The organism is Streptomyces sp. NPDC127097, from assembly GCF_042724075.1.
In the GTDB taxonomy this organism is placed as follows: Bacteria; Actinomycetota; Actinomycetes; order Streptomycetales; family Streptomycetaceae; genus Streptomyces.
Map to the genome: position 1 here is coordinate 256,903 of NZ_JBHXFI010000004.1, position 14,713 is coordinate 271,615.

Genomic DNA, 14,713 nt, shown 5'->3' on the forward strand with positions numbered 1-14,713 from the left:
GGTTTGGTCGGGCGTGCGGGGGGCGCGGGCGGCACGCGCGGCGGGTGTAACCGGGGGTAGCCGCCGCGGCCCGCATCGCGGGGGTGGGCCGGACAACACCGTGTTGTCCGGCCCACCCCTATTTTTCCGTGTCCCCTGACGCATCATCACCGGGACCGGGGAAACACGGGAAGTACGGCCCGGGGCGTGCGCTGTTCCCGCAGGGGACTCACCTCCATCGCAGTGCGCGCTCCGGGTCGGCGTACGCTCCGGCGGGCCGAGCCGTCGGAAAGAAAAGCGCCACCGCTGAGGGTTCCGCGAAGGAATCCCAGGGGCCGCTCCGCGGGGCGAAGGAGAAGGCCGAGAACGCCGTCAAGGAATGACCGGACTTCGCCCGACCTTGAACTCCGCCCGGCCTCGGACTCCGCCCGGCCTTCACCGGTCGACATGGTGCTGGAGCACATCACAGGTGTACTGGAACTCCTCCATCAGCCGCGCGGCCTCGATGACCAGCACTCCATAGGGGCGGCCGGGGTCCGCGAGCGGCAGCTGACCCCGCTCCGCCTCCTCGGCCAGCCGCCGGCGGTAGTCCTGTGCCTCGTCGGCCAGTTGGCACAGCTCGGGCGCCTGATCGGCGAGCCGGTCCTCGTCGAGGTCCGCGAAGACGCGGGTGATCCGGGAGAGGGATTCCAGGAATTCGGCGTAGCTCGCCAGGAAGGCGCCGTAGCGGTGGCGGTCCTCGTCCGCACTCCACCGGTCCAGGCTCCGGGTGAGGGCGGCGACTTGGCCCAGGGTGCGCTCCAGCGCCTCCAGCACCGCGGCATAGCCCTCGAAGGCGGTGTGCGGGCGGCCGCGGCGGACGAGCCGGCGCGGGTTGTAGTGGAGGCTCTCCCGCGCCATCCGCAGCCCCGTGCGGGCCTGTGTGACCAGTTCCCCGGCTTGTCCGGCGCGCGACCGCCACCGTCCGGTGCTCTCCTCGTCGAGTCCGCCGTCCCGCAACACCGGGTAGATGTCGCTCAGCAGGTCGCACAGCGCGTGGGCCAGCGTACGGATGCCGTACTCGGCGCTGCGGTAGCGCAGCGGCGGCAGCACGGTGACGTTCACGAGGACGCCGACCCCGCATCCGATGAGGACCAGCAGGATGATCTGCCCCAGCTGGGTGCTCTTGTCGAGGGCCGAGGTGGCGGACACATAGGTGGAGAAGGCGAAGAACGCCGCGGTGGCCACCTGGGAGCCCTGCGAGCCGAGCGCCGGCCATCGTCCGATGGTGAGCGCCACCGCCGCCACCAGGGCGAACGTCAGCACCTCGGGCCCGACGAGAAACCCCAGCGCGGCCTGTACGGCCACACCCGCCACCACCGCGCCCACGTAGCGCGAGGACTGAAGCAGCGACTGGTAGACGGTCACCTGCATGATGAGCACCGCGGAGAACGGGGCGAACGCGGGCGACTGCGCGTGCAGCAGGTGGTAGGAGATCACCCAGGCGATCGTCGCCGCCAGGGTGCCCTTGGCGATGAGGAGCACCGTGGTGCGCTCATGGCCCTCCGACCCCAGCGCCCGCCCCCACCACTGCCGGACGCGCGCCATCCGGCCCGGCCGTGCCGGGCGCGTTCGCCGCTCGCTGACTTCTCCGGCCATGCCGTCCCTTCGCCCGGTGTCCCGTCCGCGCCTCGGCGGATCTTGCGGTGCCCGGTACCCGGTACCCGGCCACGGGGGATCCATCCATGGGTGGTGCGTCCCGGACGCCGATCGCGGGCCCGGCGGGGTCACTTGTGGCCGAGCATGCCCCTGCGCAGCTGCTGGATGATGCGGGCGAGCAGTCGGGAGACATGCATCTGGGAGATACCGAGCACCGCGCCGATCTGGGCCTGGGTCATCTCCCGGTCGAAGCGCAGATGAACGATGAGCCGGTCGCGTTCGTTGAGCTGTTGCAGGAGCGAGGCCAGGGCGTACCGGTCCTCGACGTGCTCCGTGGCGGGGTCGGTGGTGCCGAGAAGGTCGGCGAAGACGGGCCCGCCGCCGCCCGGTGCCGTCGACTCGCCGTCGCCGGAGAGGTGCAGCGAGACGGCCGTGTAGCCGTTGCCGGCCACCATGCCCTCGATGATCTCCTCTTCCGTGAGCTCCAGATGCCCGGCGAGCTCTTTGACGGTGGGTTCACGGTCCAGAGAGGCGGACAGCTGCTCCATGGCCTGGGCCAGGTCGATGCGGAGTTCCTGGAGACGGCGCGGGACATGGACGGCCCAGCTGGTGTCGCGGAAGAACCGCTTGATCTCCCCGAGGATATGGGGAATGGCGAAGGCCGCGAACTCCGTCCGGCGGGAGAGGTCGAACCGGTCGATGGCCTTGATGAGGCCGATGGTGCCGACCTGGACGATGTCCTCCATTTGGTCACGGTGACTTCTGTACCGCGCGGCCACACAGCGCACCAGCGACAGGTTCATCTCGACGAGCGTATTGCGGGCGTACTGATACTCGGGAGTGCCCTCGTCGAGTTCCGCGAGCCGCTCGAAGAACAGTGGCGACAGTGCCTTGGCGTCTTGCGGAGCCACCCGCCCCGCATCCTCGACGCGCGGAAGCGTGGTGGAATGCCTTCCGGCCCGCGGCGACGGCCCGTCATGGGCCCCCGGCAGTTGTGTGTCACATACGTCCTCGAAAACCGTGTTCATGCTCCACCTCCGGGATTCAGGTCGTTTGAGCTGGCCTGTTGCCCGGCACCGGATTTCTTATGCGTTTCGGTGGAACAATCACCCCGCTGAGTGGCGCAGCCGGTGGACCGGGGAGATCCTTCCGCGGAATCCTGAATGATTCATGAGAAATGTGGCCGCCCTCGCGCCGCACTCCGGTCGAGAACGAGGGCGCCGGTGTGCGGACGCACTTCGCGGACCTGCGACGGGGGCCATACGAGGGACGGTCTTTGGACCGGCCGAACAAGAGCTGTCTAGAACCTGTGCGCGAAAAGCATGACATGCTGTCGCCCATGTACGTTCATACACCGGCTGTGGTGACCCATGCTGTCGAGGACGAGGTCTTTGTCGTCCGCGTCAGTGGGTCCCTCGATCACGACAGCGCCCCTCTCCTGGAAGAGACCTGCGCGCTGGCGGAGGATTCCGGCGCTCCACGTACCGTCGTCGATCTGTCGCTGACCGACTTCGCCGACTCCACGGTGCTGCATGTCCTGCTCGCCGCCCAGCGTGCCCACCACCGGCAGCAGCGCACACTGATCGTCGCCGGCCCGTTCCACGAGGTCGTCCGCCGGCTCTTCGATGTCACCGGCACCGCCGGATACTTCACGCTGGCCGACGACCTGCCCGGCGCGCTGGGCTCCTGAGGGCCCGCGCCCGGCTCACCCGCTCCGGGCGGGGCCCCGGCGGGGACGCACCCAGCGCCGCGCGGCACCGGGAAGCCACGCCGCCGACCACCGCGATCAGGCCAATCACGCCGGAAGCAGCGCGCGTCAGTCGGTCTTCTTGTCCTGCGGAATGCGTTCCAGCAGCCCTCGCAGATCGTCGGCGTGCTCTTCCTCCTGCGCCAGCAGGTCTTCGAATACCCGGCGCGTGGTCGGGTCGCCGTCACCGAGCCATTTCGCGATTTCCGTGTATGAGGCGATGGCCACGCGTTCGGCCACCAGATCTTCCTTGATCATGTCCACCAGGTCGTCACTGGCGTCGTAACCGGCGTGCGCCCGCTGCGTCAGGGTTTCGGGATTGAAGTCGGGCCGGCCGCCGAGCTGCACGATGCGCTGCGCCACTTTGTCCGCGTGCTGCTGCTCCTGTGCGGCATGTTCCAGGAACTCTGCGGCGACCGGCTCCGAATAGAGACCGGAAGCGGTGTAGTAGTGCCGCTTGTACCGCAGGGTGCACACGATTTCCGTGGCCAGCGCCTCGTTCAGCACCTGAAGGACGCGCTCCAGATCGGCTCCGTACGCCTCGGTGACCGGTCCCTTTTCCATCTCGCGGCGGGCGCGCTCGCGGAGGGTGGTGATGTCGGTGAGAAAGTCAGCCACGGTTTCCTGCCCTTCAGTTCTCCTGGGGTGGACAGCGCTTCGCTCCGGGAATGTGCGCCCAGTCGGCACCGCCGGTCAGTATGCCCCGCGATCGGGCCGGCGACGGACACCTTTCCGTCGGCCGTGTGGCGTTTCGGCTCAGCCCATGAAGTCGTCCAGGCTCGTGGCCGCGCTGATCAGCGCGAGATGGGTGAAAGCCTGAGGGAAATTCCCCAGGTGTTCGCCCGTCAGCCCTATCTGCTCCGCGTACAGACCGAGGTGATTGGCATAGGTGAACATCTTCTCCAGCGCCACTCTGGCCTCTTCGATCCGCCCGGTACGGGCGAGCGCCTCGACCCACCAGAACGAGCAGATCGAGAAGGTCCCCTCCGTTCCGTCCAGACCGTCGGGAGACACTTTCGGGTCGTAGCGGAAGACCAGACTGTCGGTGACGAGGTTCTCGCCGATGGCCCGCACGGTGGACCGGAATCGCGGATCGTCCGGCGACAGGAACTTGACCATCGGCATCATCAGGAGCGAGGCGTCGAGAATGCACTCCGGTGACTCCCCCGCGTCGCCGCTGAGGCGTTGGACAAAGGTCTGTTCCTGGGCGTTCCAGCCCTGTTCCATGATCTGGTGGTAGATCTTGTCGCGCTCCGACATCCAGCGGACCGGATCACCCGGCAACCCGCGCTGCCGGGCCATGCGGATCATGCGCTCCACCGCCACCCAGCACATCAACCGCGAATAGGTGTGCCGTTGTTGACCGGCGCGGGTCTCCCATATCCCCGCATCGGGGCTGTCCCAGTGCTCCAGAAGCCAGTCGAGAATGGCACACAGATCCATCCAGCTCTCATGGGAAATTCCGGCACCGTGCTTGTTGAACAGGTAGACGGAGTCGAAGAGTTCGCCATAGATATCGAGCTGGAGCTGTCCGGCGGCACCGTTTCCCACCCGGACCGGGGCGGATCCCCGATAGCCCGCCCAGTGGTCGAGGACGTGCTCGGGAAGTTCGGCGGCACCGTCGATGGAATACAGCACCCGTAGCGGGCCGTGTTCACCGCCCTGCGCACCGCGCAGACACGAGGTCAGCCAGCTGATGAAGGACTGTGCCTCGCGGGTGAAACCCAGCCGCAGCAGGGCGTGGAGGGAGAAGGCCGCATCGCGGATCCAGACATAGCGATAGTCCCAGTTCCGTTCCCCGCCGAGTTGTTCGGGAAGCCCGAGGGTCGGTGCGGCGACGATGGCTCCGGTGGGTTCGTGGGTCAGGAGCTTGAGGGTCAGTGCCGAACGGTGCACCATTTCGCGCCAGCGGCCGGTGTAGGTGGACTGGCTCAGCCATCGGCGCCAGAACCGTACGGTGGACCGGAACAGTTCCTCGGCGGCTCGGGTATCGACCAGATCGACGGCCGGTTCGGCGCGGGAGGGCCGGGTGGTCTCCAGCACGAACAGCGCGGACCGGCCCTCCGCCAGGTCGAATTCTCCGACGGCGTCCTGGCCCTCGGCCCGGAGGGTCACATTGGCCTGGAGCGAGATGTCCAGCGCCGCACCCAGGAAGCGCACACCGTGCGGCCGGGTTTCCACCTTGTGCGGATCCCGGCCGTAATTCATCCGCGGTGCGATGACGGTACGGATACGCGAACGGCCCCGCACACTGACCACCCGCCGCACCAGCCGTTGCCGGTGACGGGGGTCGCCCTCCGCCCGTATCGGCATGAAATCCTGGATCTCGACGATGCCGTTCCCGGTCAGCATCCGCGTCATGAGAATGTTGGTGTCGGGAAAGTAGTACTGCTGGCGCTTGGCGATGTCCTCGACGGGGCCGATCTCCCAGTGGCCGCCGTTCCCGGCATCGAGCAGCGACCCGAAAATGCTGGGCGAATCGAACCGCGGGGCACAGAACCAGGTGATCCGGCCATCGGTCCCGACCAGCGCCGCGGTCCGCAGATCACCGATCAGCCCGTGTTCGGCGATGGGCAGATATCCCGCGCCGCCCGCCTCACCGGCCGGAGCTTTTTGACGGACATTCATAGGCCCTGCACCCTTACGCCCTCTCCTGCCGCCGGCCCGTGCGCGCCCGCCCCGCCTGGTCGGGAGGAACCGCTGAACTCGCGTATGCCCCGGGGCGGCAGGTTCATGAGCCGGCCGCCCTCGGCGCGGGTGACCGTTCCGGAGTGGTGCGCGTCGGCCTGTAGCGGGGCCAGTACGCGTCAGCCCGTAGGGGAGCCGGGAGGTGTCAGCCCGTAGGGGAGCTGCTTCGTCCGGGCGGGGCAGTGAGGGGGCCGAGGGTGCCCGTCACCGTCAGAAGGCGATCCAGAGCGGGTGGGCGGTCGTCCAGGTGGAGGTGGATCCCGGCGGCGTCGGTACGGCGATGGAGGGCCAGCAGGACGGAGAGTCCCATCCGGTCGCAGGACCGCACCTGGGCGCAGTTGAGGTGGAGGGCACGGAGACCGGGCTGCGCGGCGATCTGCCGGAGGGCGAGGGCAAGCAGTTCGTCCGCGGTGGTGTGGTCCAGGTCCCCGGTGAGGTGGAGATGGGCGGTGTGCCTGTCCGGGGTGGCGACGGTGGAGCAGCGCTCGTCGGGCGGGTACGAGGTCATGCGGAGGATCCGGGGGCGGGGGCGGAGCCGGGGCCGACGTCGGAACTGACGGAGCCGGGGCCGGCGTCGTCATCCGTACCGGCGTCCAGGGCGCGCCGCGCATGGCCGATGATCCGCCGCGCCCGCGGGAAGTCCTTCAGCTGTGCGGCGAGGGCGTCCAGGGCCGGGTGCAGGGAGTGCGCGGGGACGCCGCGGGTGGTGAGGATCGCCCCGGTCCAGGTGAGGAAGCCGGTGAACAGTTCGTCGTCATCCGTGTAGAGCGCGGTGGCGAGGAAGTCGGTGATGTGCGCGAGGTCTTCCGCGGTGTGCTGCCGCTGCCGGTCGGAGTAGTCGCGCAGGGCGGGGAAGCGCTCCTCCAGCTGCGCGAGGGTCTCCTTGACCAGCTGCGGGGCGGTGCGTGCCACCAGGGAGTACTCCTGGTCGGACAGGTGCGGCAGGTCGTCGACGGGCTGGTGCCCGAGCGCGGGGGCCCGGGTGTCCGGCATGCCCCGGGAGAGCAAGTCGGCCGCGGTACGGGCGTCCGGCGCCCAGGCGTCGGCACCGAGGAGCCGGGCGTAGCGGCCGTCGGGACCGAACGCGGCGCCGCCCACCAGGACGGGCACGCCCGCGGCCTGGCAGGCGGTGATCGCCGCGTGCGCGGTGGGCAGCCGGGTGGCGATCGAGCTGGACAGCGCGACGGCCCGCGGACCGGTCTGGTGCAGATGGGCGATCAGATGAGGTGCGGGTACCTGGGCACCGAGGAAATCGACCTGCCAGCCGCGCAGCCGCAACACCTCGGCGAGGAGCCGGGCGGGCAGCGCATGCCACTCACCGTCGACGCAGGCCACCGTGATGCGGCCGCCCCGTTCCGCTGTGGCCGCGGGCGGCCGGTGATGTGCGAGGGCCGCGATGACCCGGTCGTTGATGGCGGTCGCGGCGTGCTCCTGCGCCACCGTCATCGTGTTGGCCGCCCAGTGCTCACCGACCCGCTGCTGGACGGGCGCGATGATGTCGAGCAGCACGTCCTCCGGCGGAACACCGGCGTCGACCGCGTCGAACAGCCGGCGGACGGCGGCGTGCTCATCCACCGTCACCACGGCGTCCCACAGCTGGTCCACGTAGGCGGCCAGGCTTTCCGCCATCGCAACAGGCGAAGTGGTCATGACGCACGCCTACCCGGCAGCCGTCCGCCCATGGACCCCGAACGGGCACGGCGGGACGGACCGGCCCCCGCCCCTGCTTCCCGCCAGTCAGCGGTCATCGGCACGCCCCCGTGGAAGCAACGGTTCTCACGCCGTGTACCTGCCCCGGGTGTGGCCGTCCACCGCGCTGAGGTGCGCATGGTGGGGCGCGGTGATGGCGACGACGGCCATGTCGTCATGCCGGCCGGCCCCCACCCACTGGGCGGCGAGCATCCGGATCCGCTCCACGACCGCTTCGGCGGGCAGGCCCGCGCACTCGCTCAGCGCGGACCGCAGCCGTGCCTCGCCGAAGAGCTCATCGCCCAGCGGCCCGCCCATCGCTTCGGTGATCCCATCGGTGTACAGGAGGCACGACTCCCCGGGCGCAAGATCGAGCGTGGCCGTCGTGGAGGTCACCTCCGGCAGCGCGCCTACGAGGGAACCGCGGGTGGCGGCTTCCTCCACCCGGCCGTCGGCGCGGACCACCAGCGGCGCGGGGTGCCCGGCACTGGTCACCCGCAGCCGGACGGTGCCGCCCCGCCGCGCCACCGAGGCCAGGACCAGGGTGGCGAACCGGGTGTGGTCGGAATCGAGCAGCGCACCGTTGAGCAGCCGCAGCACCCGCTGGTGATCGGTGGCCAGCGGCAGCAGGGCGTGCAGGGTGTTGCGGATCTTGCCGGTCTGGACCGCGGCCTCCAGCCCCTTGCCGCACACGTCCCCGAGGACGACGAGCGACTCCTCGTCGGGCCCGGCCCCCGCGTGCACGTCGTAGAAGTCGCCCCCCACACGGTCGCTGTCGTTCGAGGCCCGGTAGCCGCCGGCCAACTCCACTCCGCTGAGCTGCTGGAGGCGGGGCGGCAACAGCTCCCGCATCAGCGTCCGGGTGATGGCCGCCTGTTCCGCGTAGAGCCGCGCGGCGGACATGGCCGCTCCGGCGCGGGCGGCGAACAGCCGGGCGAAGGTCTCTTCGCTCTCGTGGAACGCGGCGTGGTCGGAACGCCTCATCAGGATCAGCGCGCCGGCCGCCACGCCGTGCCCCGGGAGCGGGGTGACCGCCACCGAGCCGATCTCCCCCAGCGCGGACGGCCGCAGCCAGTCCGGCACGGCCGCCGGGTCTATCCAGCGCGAGGGCACAGGAGGAAACCCCTTCAGGGCTTCGGCCAGTCCTGGCACGCAGGTGGGATCGGCGACAACCTTGTCGCGCACCACCCGCCCGTCCGGGCCGCAGCAGCTCATCGCCAGCCACCGTCCGGAGGGCGGGGCGACCACGACGGCGGCATCCGCCAGATACCGCGTGGCGAGCCGGGCCGTGACATCCATGCACCGGTCGGCATTCAGGGAGGCGAGAAGCTCCGTCGACGCCTGGGCGAGAAACGCGGTGCGCTCACGCTCGGCACGCAGGGCGTCCTCCGCCGACCGGCGGGCGGTGTCATCGACCAGCCACCACACCACGTCGCCGTTCTCCGCACGACTCGGACGGGCCTCGAAGCTCCGCTCCCCGACGGGTCCGCGCGCCGGCTCCTCGTCTTGGAGCCGCAGGGAATCGGTGCGGGGCCGATGGGCGTCGGTGAAGCGCCGGTGGGCGTCAGCGAGCCAGGAGACCAGGGCCTCGTCGCACGGTACGCCCGCCTTGGCGGCCGGGAAGAGCAGCACGGCGGCGTCATTGACCGCACGCACGAGCCCGGACGGGCCGATGACGAGTACGGGGTGGGGTGCGGACTGCCAAGCGGCACCGGCATCGACACCGGTCACCGGCGTGGTGACAACGGATACGTCGGAACTCTTCACCACGCAAGGCTCACTGAGTGCACCCCATCACCCCACACAACCGGCAGAGACCATTCCCCTTCGGTCACCATCCCGCACGGAGACCTGGGATGGCAATCGTCGCCGGGGCGGCGGGACGGAGTGTGGCCGACCGGAGAGGGGGCGGGGGCCGGATTGGGGCGGGGGTTGGAGGCCGCCCGCGATGCACGCCCCAGGAACAGCACCAACAACATCACCAGCGTCAAAGGGGCAATATCACGCGAATGGTCTTGCCGGTCACGGTCGCGGTGATCTCGACGCTGCGCGCCAGCCGTTGTATCAGGGGCCAGCCGTAGCCACCCGTGGCGCCGGAGTCACGGCCGGGAGTGCGAGGGGAAGCGGCGGAGGGGCAGTGCGCACTGCCGTCCTCGACCGCCACTTCCAAGCACCCCTCGACGACCCGCGCGGTGAACCCCGTGAGCCCGCCCCCGTGCCGTTGGGCATTGGTGACCAGCTCCGTGGTCACCAAGAGGGCATCGACGAGGGCCAGGTCATCGACCGGGCTGCCTATCTTGTGCAGCAAGTCGTGCACAAAGTTGCGCGCCTCGGCTGCTCTTACAGGTACTCCCTGCATCACACCATTCCACCCCAATGCACCCGAACCGTCGCGGCGACGCCGCCACCCTCCGGGCAGGCGTGGCCGGCCGGGGCACTTCCTTCTCGCACGGCAGGACGGTAATACTCTCAGGCCCCCTTACGGGCGCCGCAGCGGGTGAACACTCGGCCGGCGGGGCTGCCGCGCATGGCGCACAGAAGGTGCGGCTTACGACGGGATCGCACTCCCGGCCGCCCTCATCGGCCCACCCAGCCCAGGGGTTGACCGGCATCAGGTCCGACGGCAATGCCTGCCGAACGTTTTCCAGGAACCGGCGCGCACACCACGAAATGCCCGCCAACCCAACCGAACCCTCAGTCGACCGAGCCGTCAAACCGGAGAGGGACGGTCACCGTAATGGTCTTGCCGTCGCCCGTGGGGACAATCACCACACAGGACGTGAGTTTCTGGATCATCGGCCACCCATATCCACCGACCCCATACTTTTCCCGCCCGATGACCGTGGCGGGATGACGAGGGCTGCGATCGGCGACGGTCACTTCCAGCAGACCGGCCGCGATCCGGGCGGAGAATCCGGCGACTCCACCACCATGACGCTGGGCATTGGTGACCAATTCCGAGGTGACCAGCAGGGCATCGATCACGGAGAGTTCATCGACCGGCGGGCGGTGCGCGTGCAGCAGCTCATGAACGCGGTCCCGTGTGTCCGCCGCTTTGTTCACCGGGGTCTGCTGCGTGCCCGTCACACCTCTCACCTCACGCCCGATCGACACATCGCCTGGAGCTCACCCGCCGCCCCCTGCGAGGGCCACGCAAAAGGCTACTTCGGCGAGAAGGTTCTTTGACGGCTTCCCTCGGACCTCAGAGTTCACGCAACACTCTCCACGACTCGGCGCCAAGACCCCGGCACAGCCCCTGACCTCACCATCAACGCTCCGCAGCGGAGCCGGCCGCAATACCTCCGGTGAAGGACGTCACAGAAACGCCGACACGGAAACGCCACCACCCGGCGCGCCGACCGCGCACGACATACACCACGGCATGCGCCACGCCACCACACCGAGCGCACGGGCCGGAGGAAGACAGCGCAGGGCCCGACCGCCCCGCGCTCGGCATCAACGGGCAGGACTCCCTGGCACCGCTTCACGTTCACGGCCGGGCACCGGCCCAGACGGGTAGCCGATGTCACACCCGCTCCGACCCACGACGCACCCCGCCCATTCGACTGCGGAGAGCAGGCAACGAAGACGACATCTTGGGCGTATTTGCCCCAGATTGCCCTAGCTCTTCACTCCGTACCGTCACCCCGCACCCACGGCGCCACGGCCATGGCGCCGTCACGTCATCCCGCGCAGAGCGGGACCGTTTGAATGATGAAAGTAGCGGGGCGCTAGCATATGAGCACCGCCTAGCTCGAAAGATAAGCCTGTGACTGCTGTCAATGACGACTCGTTCACCAACTGGAAGAACCGCGAGGAGATCGCGGAGTCGATGATCCCGATCATCGGGAAGCTGCACCGGGAGCAGGACGTCACGGTCCTGCTGCACAGCCGCTCCCTGGTGAACAAGTCGGTGGTCAGCATCCTCAAGACCCACCGCTTCGCCCGGCAGATCGCCGGTGCGGAGCTCTCGGTCACCGAGACGATGCCGTTCCTCCAGGCCCTTACGACGCTCGACCTCGGCCCCTCCCAGATCGATCTCGGCATGCTCGCCGCGACGTACAAGAAGGACGACCGCGGCCTGTCGGTGGCGGAGTTCACCGCCGAGGCCGTCGCCGGCGCCACGGGCGACAACAAGATCGAGCGCCGCGAGCCGCGCGACGTCGTGCTCTACGGCTTCGGCCGCATCGGCCGCCTCGTCGCCCGCCTGCTCATCGAGAAGGCCGGTGGCCTGCGGCTGCGCGCCATCGTCGTGCGCGGCGGCGGTGACCAGGACATCGTCAAGCGCGCCTCGCTGCTGCGCCGTGACTCCATCCACGGCCAGTTCCAGGGCACGATCACCGTTGACGAGGCGAACAGCAAGATCATCGCCAACGGCAACGAGATCAAGGTGATCTACTCCGACGACCCGACGTCGGTGGACTACACGGCGCACGGCATCAACAACGCCATCCTCATCGACAACACCGGCAAGTGGCGCGACCGCGAGGGCCTGTCGAAGCACCTCCGCCCCGGCATCGACAAGGTCGTCCTGACCGCCCCGGGCAAGGGCGACGTCCCCAACGTCGTCCACGGCGTCAACCACGACATGATCAAGCCCGACGAGCAGATCCTGTCCTGCGCGTCCTGCACCACCAACGCGATCGTCCCGCCGCTGAAGGCGATGGCGGACGAGTACGGCGTCCTGCGCGGTCACGTGGAGACCATCCACTCGTTCACCAACGACCAGAACCTGCTGGACAACTACCACAGCTCCGACCGCCGTGGCCGCTCCGCGCCGCTCAACATGGTGATCACCGAGACCGGTGCCGCCTCCGCCGTCGCCAAGGCGCTGCCGGACCTCGACGCGACGATCACCGGCAGCTCGATCCGCGTCCCGGTGCCGGACGTCTCGATCGCGATCCTCAGCCTTCAGCTCGGTCGCGAGACCACCCGCGCGGAGGTCCTCGACTACCTCCGCGACGTCTCGCTGACCTCCCCGCTCAAGCGCCAGATCGACTTCACCACGGCCCCCGACGCGGTCTCCAGCGACTTCATCGGCTCCCGCCACGCCTCGATCGTCGACGCCGGCCCCACCAAGGTCGACGGCGACAACGCCATCCTCTACCTCTGGTACGACAACGAGTTCGGCTACTCCTGCCAGGTCATCCGCGTCGTCCAGCACGTCTCCGGGGTGGAGTACCCGACCTACCCGGCGCCTGCGGTCTGATCCAGGGCCGCGCATCCCCACTCGAGGCGGGATGTGCGGCGCCGGGCTGGAATTGCCGCCCCCTTGCAGGACCCACCGTGCACGCGTGGTCCCGCAAGGGGGCGGCCGACTTCTGAGCCCGTAGAGCCGTTCTACCTGTTGCACCTCTCATAGGCCGAGGCCCGAACTCGCCCCGCTCGTACCGGCGTTCGGCGTTCGGCGTTCGGCGTTCGGCGTGCAGCCCTTACACGTCCGGATGGTCAGGCATCCGCGAGGCGGCGACGGCGTCGTCGAGGATCTGTTCCCGTGCCGAGATCACCAGCCTGTTGAGCGCGCTGGCCAGGGGGAGGATCTCAGCATGCCTGTCAGGGGCGGCGATCTGGTCGGTCGACGCGTCGAGGAAGACCATCACCTCCCGCATGAGCCGGTGTGCTTCGGGCGTGGTGGGAAGCGCGTCAGCTCTGATCAGGTTGAGCATCGTCTCTAATGCCGCGGCCAGCTCGCGGACCGCTTCACGCATCTCGGATTCGTCGGAATTCATGGGGCATACGATCGCGGAACGGATGCGGATATGCCACGCGGCAGACGTCGGCCGGAGGGGCCGGGCGGCAAGCGCCGCCTGAGGACGGGCTCTTCAGCCCCGCCTCCTTCACCATCGCCCGGGTCGCGGGAAAGCCGCTGCGGCCGCAGGAGAGCGGGTCGGCTGCCGGACTGCTACACGCCCGCCTGGACGCATCCGACAGGGCCGGCGCCCGCACTTATCGAGCCACCTTCCGGTACGCCCCGGGAATCTCCCGCGCCTCCGCCAAGCCCGGACGGAAGCCGTCCACGCCCTCCTGCATGAAGTGGTAAAGGAGTTGGCGCGGTGGGGCGCATTCACCCCCGCACGCCGAAAGGCGATGAGTGAGCGGGTGTGCCCCGGCGCCCGGAAGGGTATTTTTGGCCTTCTCTTTCGGGCGCCGCATTCCCGCAGGCCGCTCGTTTCAAGCCTAGGAGAAACGTTTATTCTCCGTGCGGATTTAAATACTTGGCTATTGGCGCATCACCTGCATATTGGTCTCATCGGGTGTGGGCCAATGGAGGTATGTTCTCAACGAACAGGCAGGGGTGGATAGTGAAAGACCTCCACCGGGTTCGGAGCCCTTGGTGTGAGCAGGAAATGGAGGTCGCAGATGACCATAGAGGAATGGCTCAAAACAAATGTAACCACCGACACGAGGGCACTCGGGTGGTACAGCGGACCGGAGTGCGAGGACCGTATCGTCCGAGCCTATCGCGAGCTGCTGAGTGGCTATGAGATCGACACGTCGAAGATCCTCAAAACCACCTGCCTGGTGAACGGCGAGCACACCGGCGTGGTGCGAATCCAGGAGAACAACTTCTTCTCGATCTGCGCCCACCACTTCCTGCCGTTTTTCGGGAAGGTCAACATCTCGTACGTGCCCGGTGACCGCATCCTCGGACTCGGCAAATTCCCGCGTCTGGTACAGGCGTTCAGCCGCCGCTTCCAGATTCAGGAGTACCTCGTCAAGGACATCGCTGACGAGATCATGTCCTCCGGCGGCGCTCAAGCCGTGCGCGTCACCTCCAGCAGTCGCCACCTCTGCATGTGCAGTCGTGGTCCGTCCGACCAGACCGTCACCACCGACACGTCTTATGTGGCGGGCGATCAGGAGTTGATGGCCAAGTTCGGCCTGGACGACTGATGCGGACTCGCGTGGCGGGAGGTGTGCTCACTGAACCCTCCCGCCACGCGGCCGGTCGGCCCGTCCCTCGACGCCCGG

Annotated in this window: 13 protein-coding genes; 3 read left to right on the forward strand and 10 right to left on the reverse strand. The window is 68.7% G+C overall.

Annotated elements, in window-relative coordinates; all coding sequences use genetic code 11:
- Positions 1 to 414 precede the first annotated feature (414 nt).
- The gene (locus ACFWJW_RS06340) at positions 415 to 1,617 is read right to left on the reverse strand and encodes an aromatic acid exporter family protein (protein ID WP_387235703.1); all 1,203 of its coding nucleotides are present in this window, start codon (positions 1,615 to 1,617) and stop codon (positions 415 to 417) included.
- 128 nt (positions 1,618 to 1,745) lie between these two features.
- Positions 1,746 to 2,645: a SigB/SigF/SigG family RNA polymerase sigma factor gene (locus ACFWJW_RS06345; RefSeq protein WP_387235706.1), complete on the reverse strand. Its 900-nt coding sequence runs from the start codon at positions 2,643 to 2,645 to the stop codon at positions 1,746 to 1,748.
- Between the two features lie 335 nt (positions 2,646 to 2,980).
- On the opposite strand from ACFWJW_RS06345, the gene ACFWJW_RS06350 reads away from it, so the two are divergent.
- Positions 2,981 to 3,307, forward strand: coding sequence for an STAS domain-containing protein (locus tag ACFWJW_RS06350; RefSeq protein WP_387235709.1), 327 nt, complete (start codon positions 2,981 to 2,983; stop codon positions 3,305 to 3,307).
- 126 nt (positions 3,308 to 3,433) lie between these two features.
- Here ACFWJW_RS06350 and ACFWJW_RS06355 read toward each other — a convergent pair whose 3' ends face one another.
- From ACFWJW_RS06355 to ACFWJW_RS06385, 7 genes are all read right to left on the reverse strand, one after another.
- On the reverse strand, positions 3,434 to 3,982 hold the full coding sequence (locus tag ACFWJW_RS06355; RefSeq protein ID WP_387235712.1) for a bacterioferritin: 549 nt from the start codon (positions 3,980 to 3,982) through the stop codon (positions 3,434 to 3,436).
- Positions 3,983 to 4,120: 138 nt separating this feature from the next.
- Positions 4,121 to 5,992 (reverse strand): glycoside hydrolase family 15 protein, encoded by a 1,872-nt coding sequence (locus ACFWJW_RS06360; RefSeq protein ID WP_387235714.1) that lies wholly within the window; start codon positions 5,990 to 5,992, stop codon positions 4,121 to 4,123.
- Between the two features lie 205 nt (positions 5,993 to 6,197).
- Positions 6,198 to 6,560: an STAS domain-containing protein gene (locus tag ACFWJW_RS06365; protein WP_387235717.1), complete on the reverse strand. Its 363-nt coding sequence runs from the start codon at positions 6,558 to 6,560 to the stop codon at positions 6,198 to 6,200.
- On the reverse strand, positions 6,557 to 7,702 hold the full coding sequence (locus tag ACFWJW_RS06370; protein ID WP_387235720.1) for a B12-binding domain-containing protein: 1,146 nt from the start codon (positions 7,700 to 7,702) through the stop codon (positions 6,557 to 6,559). Before ACFWJW_RS06370 ends, ACFWJW_RS06365 begins: the two co-directional genes overlap by 4 nt.
- Before the next feature lie 126 nt (positions 7,703 to 7,828).
- Positions 7,829 to 9,511, reverse strand: coding sequence for a SpoIIE family protein phosphatase (locus ACFWJW_RS06375; RefSeq protein ID WP_387235722.1), 1,683 nt, complete (start codon positions 9,509 to 9,511; stop codon positions 7,829 to 7,831).
- A 217-nt stretch (positions 9,512 to 9,728) separates the two neighbouring features.
- The gene (locus ACFWJW_RS06380; protein ID WP_387235725.1) at positions 9,729 to 10,100 is read right to left on the reverse strand and encodes an ATP-binding protein; all 372 of its coding nucleotides are present in this window, start codon (positions 10,098 to 10,100) and stop codon (positions 9,729 to 9,731) included.
- 335 nt (positions 10,101 to 10,435) lie between these two features.
- The gene (locus ACFWJW_RS06385; RefSeq protein ID WP_387235728.1) at positions 10,436 to 10,828 is read right to left on the reverse strand and encodes an ATP-binding protein; all 393 of its coding nucleotides are present in this window, start codon (positions 10,826 to 10,828) and stop codon (positions 10,436 to 10,438) included.
- A gap of 682 nt (positions 10,829 to 11,510) precedes the next feature.
- Between ACFWJW_RS06385 and ACFWJW_RS06390 the strand changes: the two genes are divergently transcribed.
- Positions 11,511 to 12,950: a glyceraldehyde-3-phosphate dehydrogenase gene (locus ACFWJW_RS06390; protein WP_387235731.1), complete on the forward strand. Its 1,440-nt coding sequence runs from the start codon at positions 11,511 to 11,513 to the stop codon at positions 12,948 to 12,950.
- 223 nt (positions 12,951 to 13,173) lie between these two features.
- Here the strand turns inward: ACFWJW_RS06390 and ACFWJW_RS06395 are convergent, their stop codons facing one another.
- On the reverse strand, positions 13,174 to 13,470 hold the full coding sequence (locus ACFWJW_RS06395) for a hypothetical protein (RefSeq protein ID WP_387235734.1): 297 nt from the start codon (positions 13,468 to 13,470) through the stop codon (positions 13,174 to 13,176).
- 631 nt (positions 13,471 to 14,101) lie between these two features.
- Here ACFWJW_RS06395 and folE point away from each other — a divergent pair.
- Positions 14,102 to 14,635 (forward strand): GTP cyclohydrolase I, encoded by a 534-nt coding sequence (gene folE, locus ACFWJW_RS06400; RefSeq protein ID WP_387235737.1) that lies wholly within the window; start codon positions 14,102 to 14,104, stop codon positions 14,633 to 14,635.
- Positions 14,636 to 14,713 lie beyond the last annotated feature (78 nt).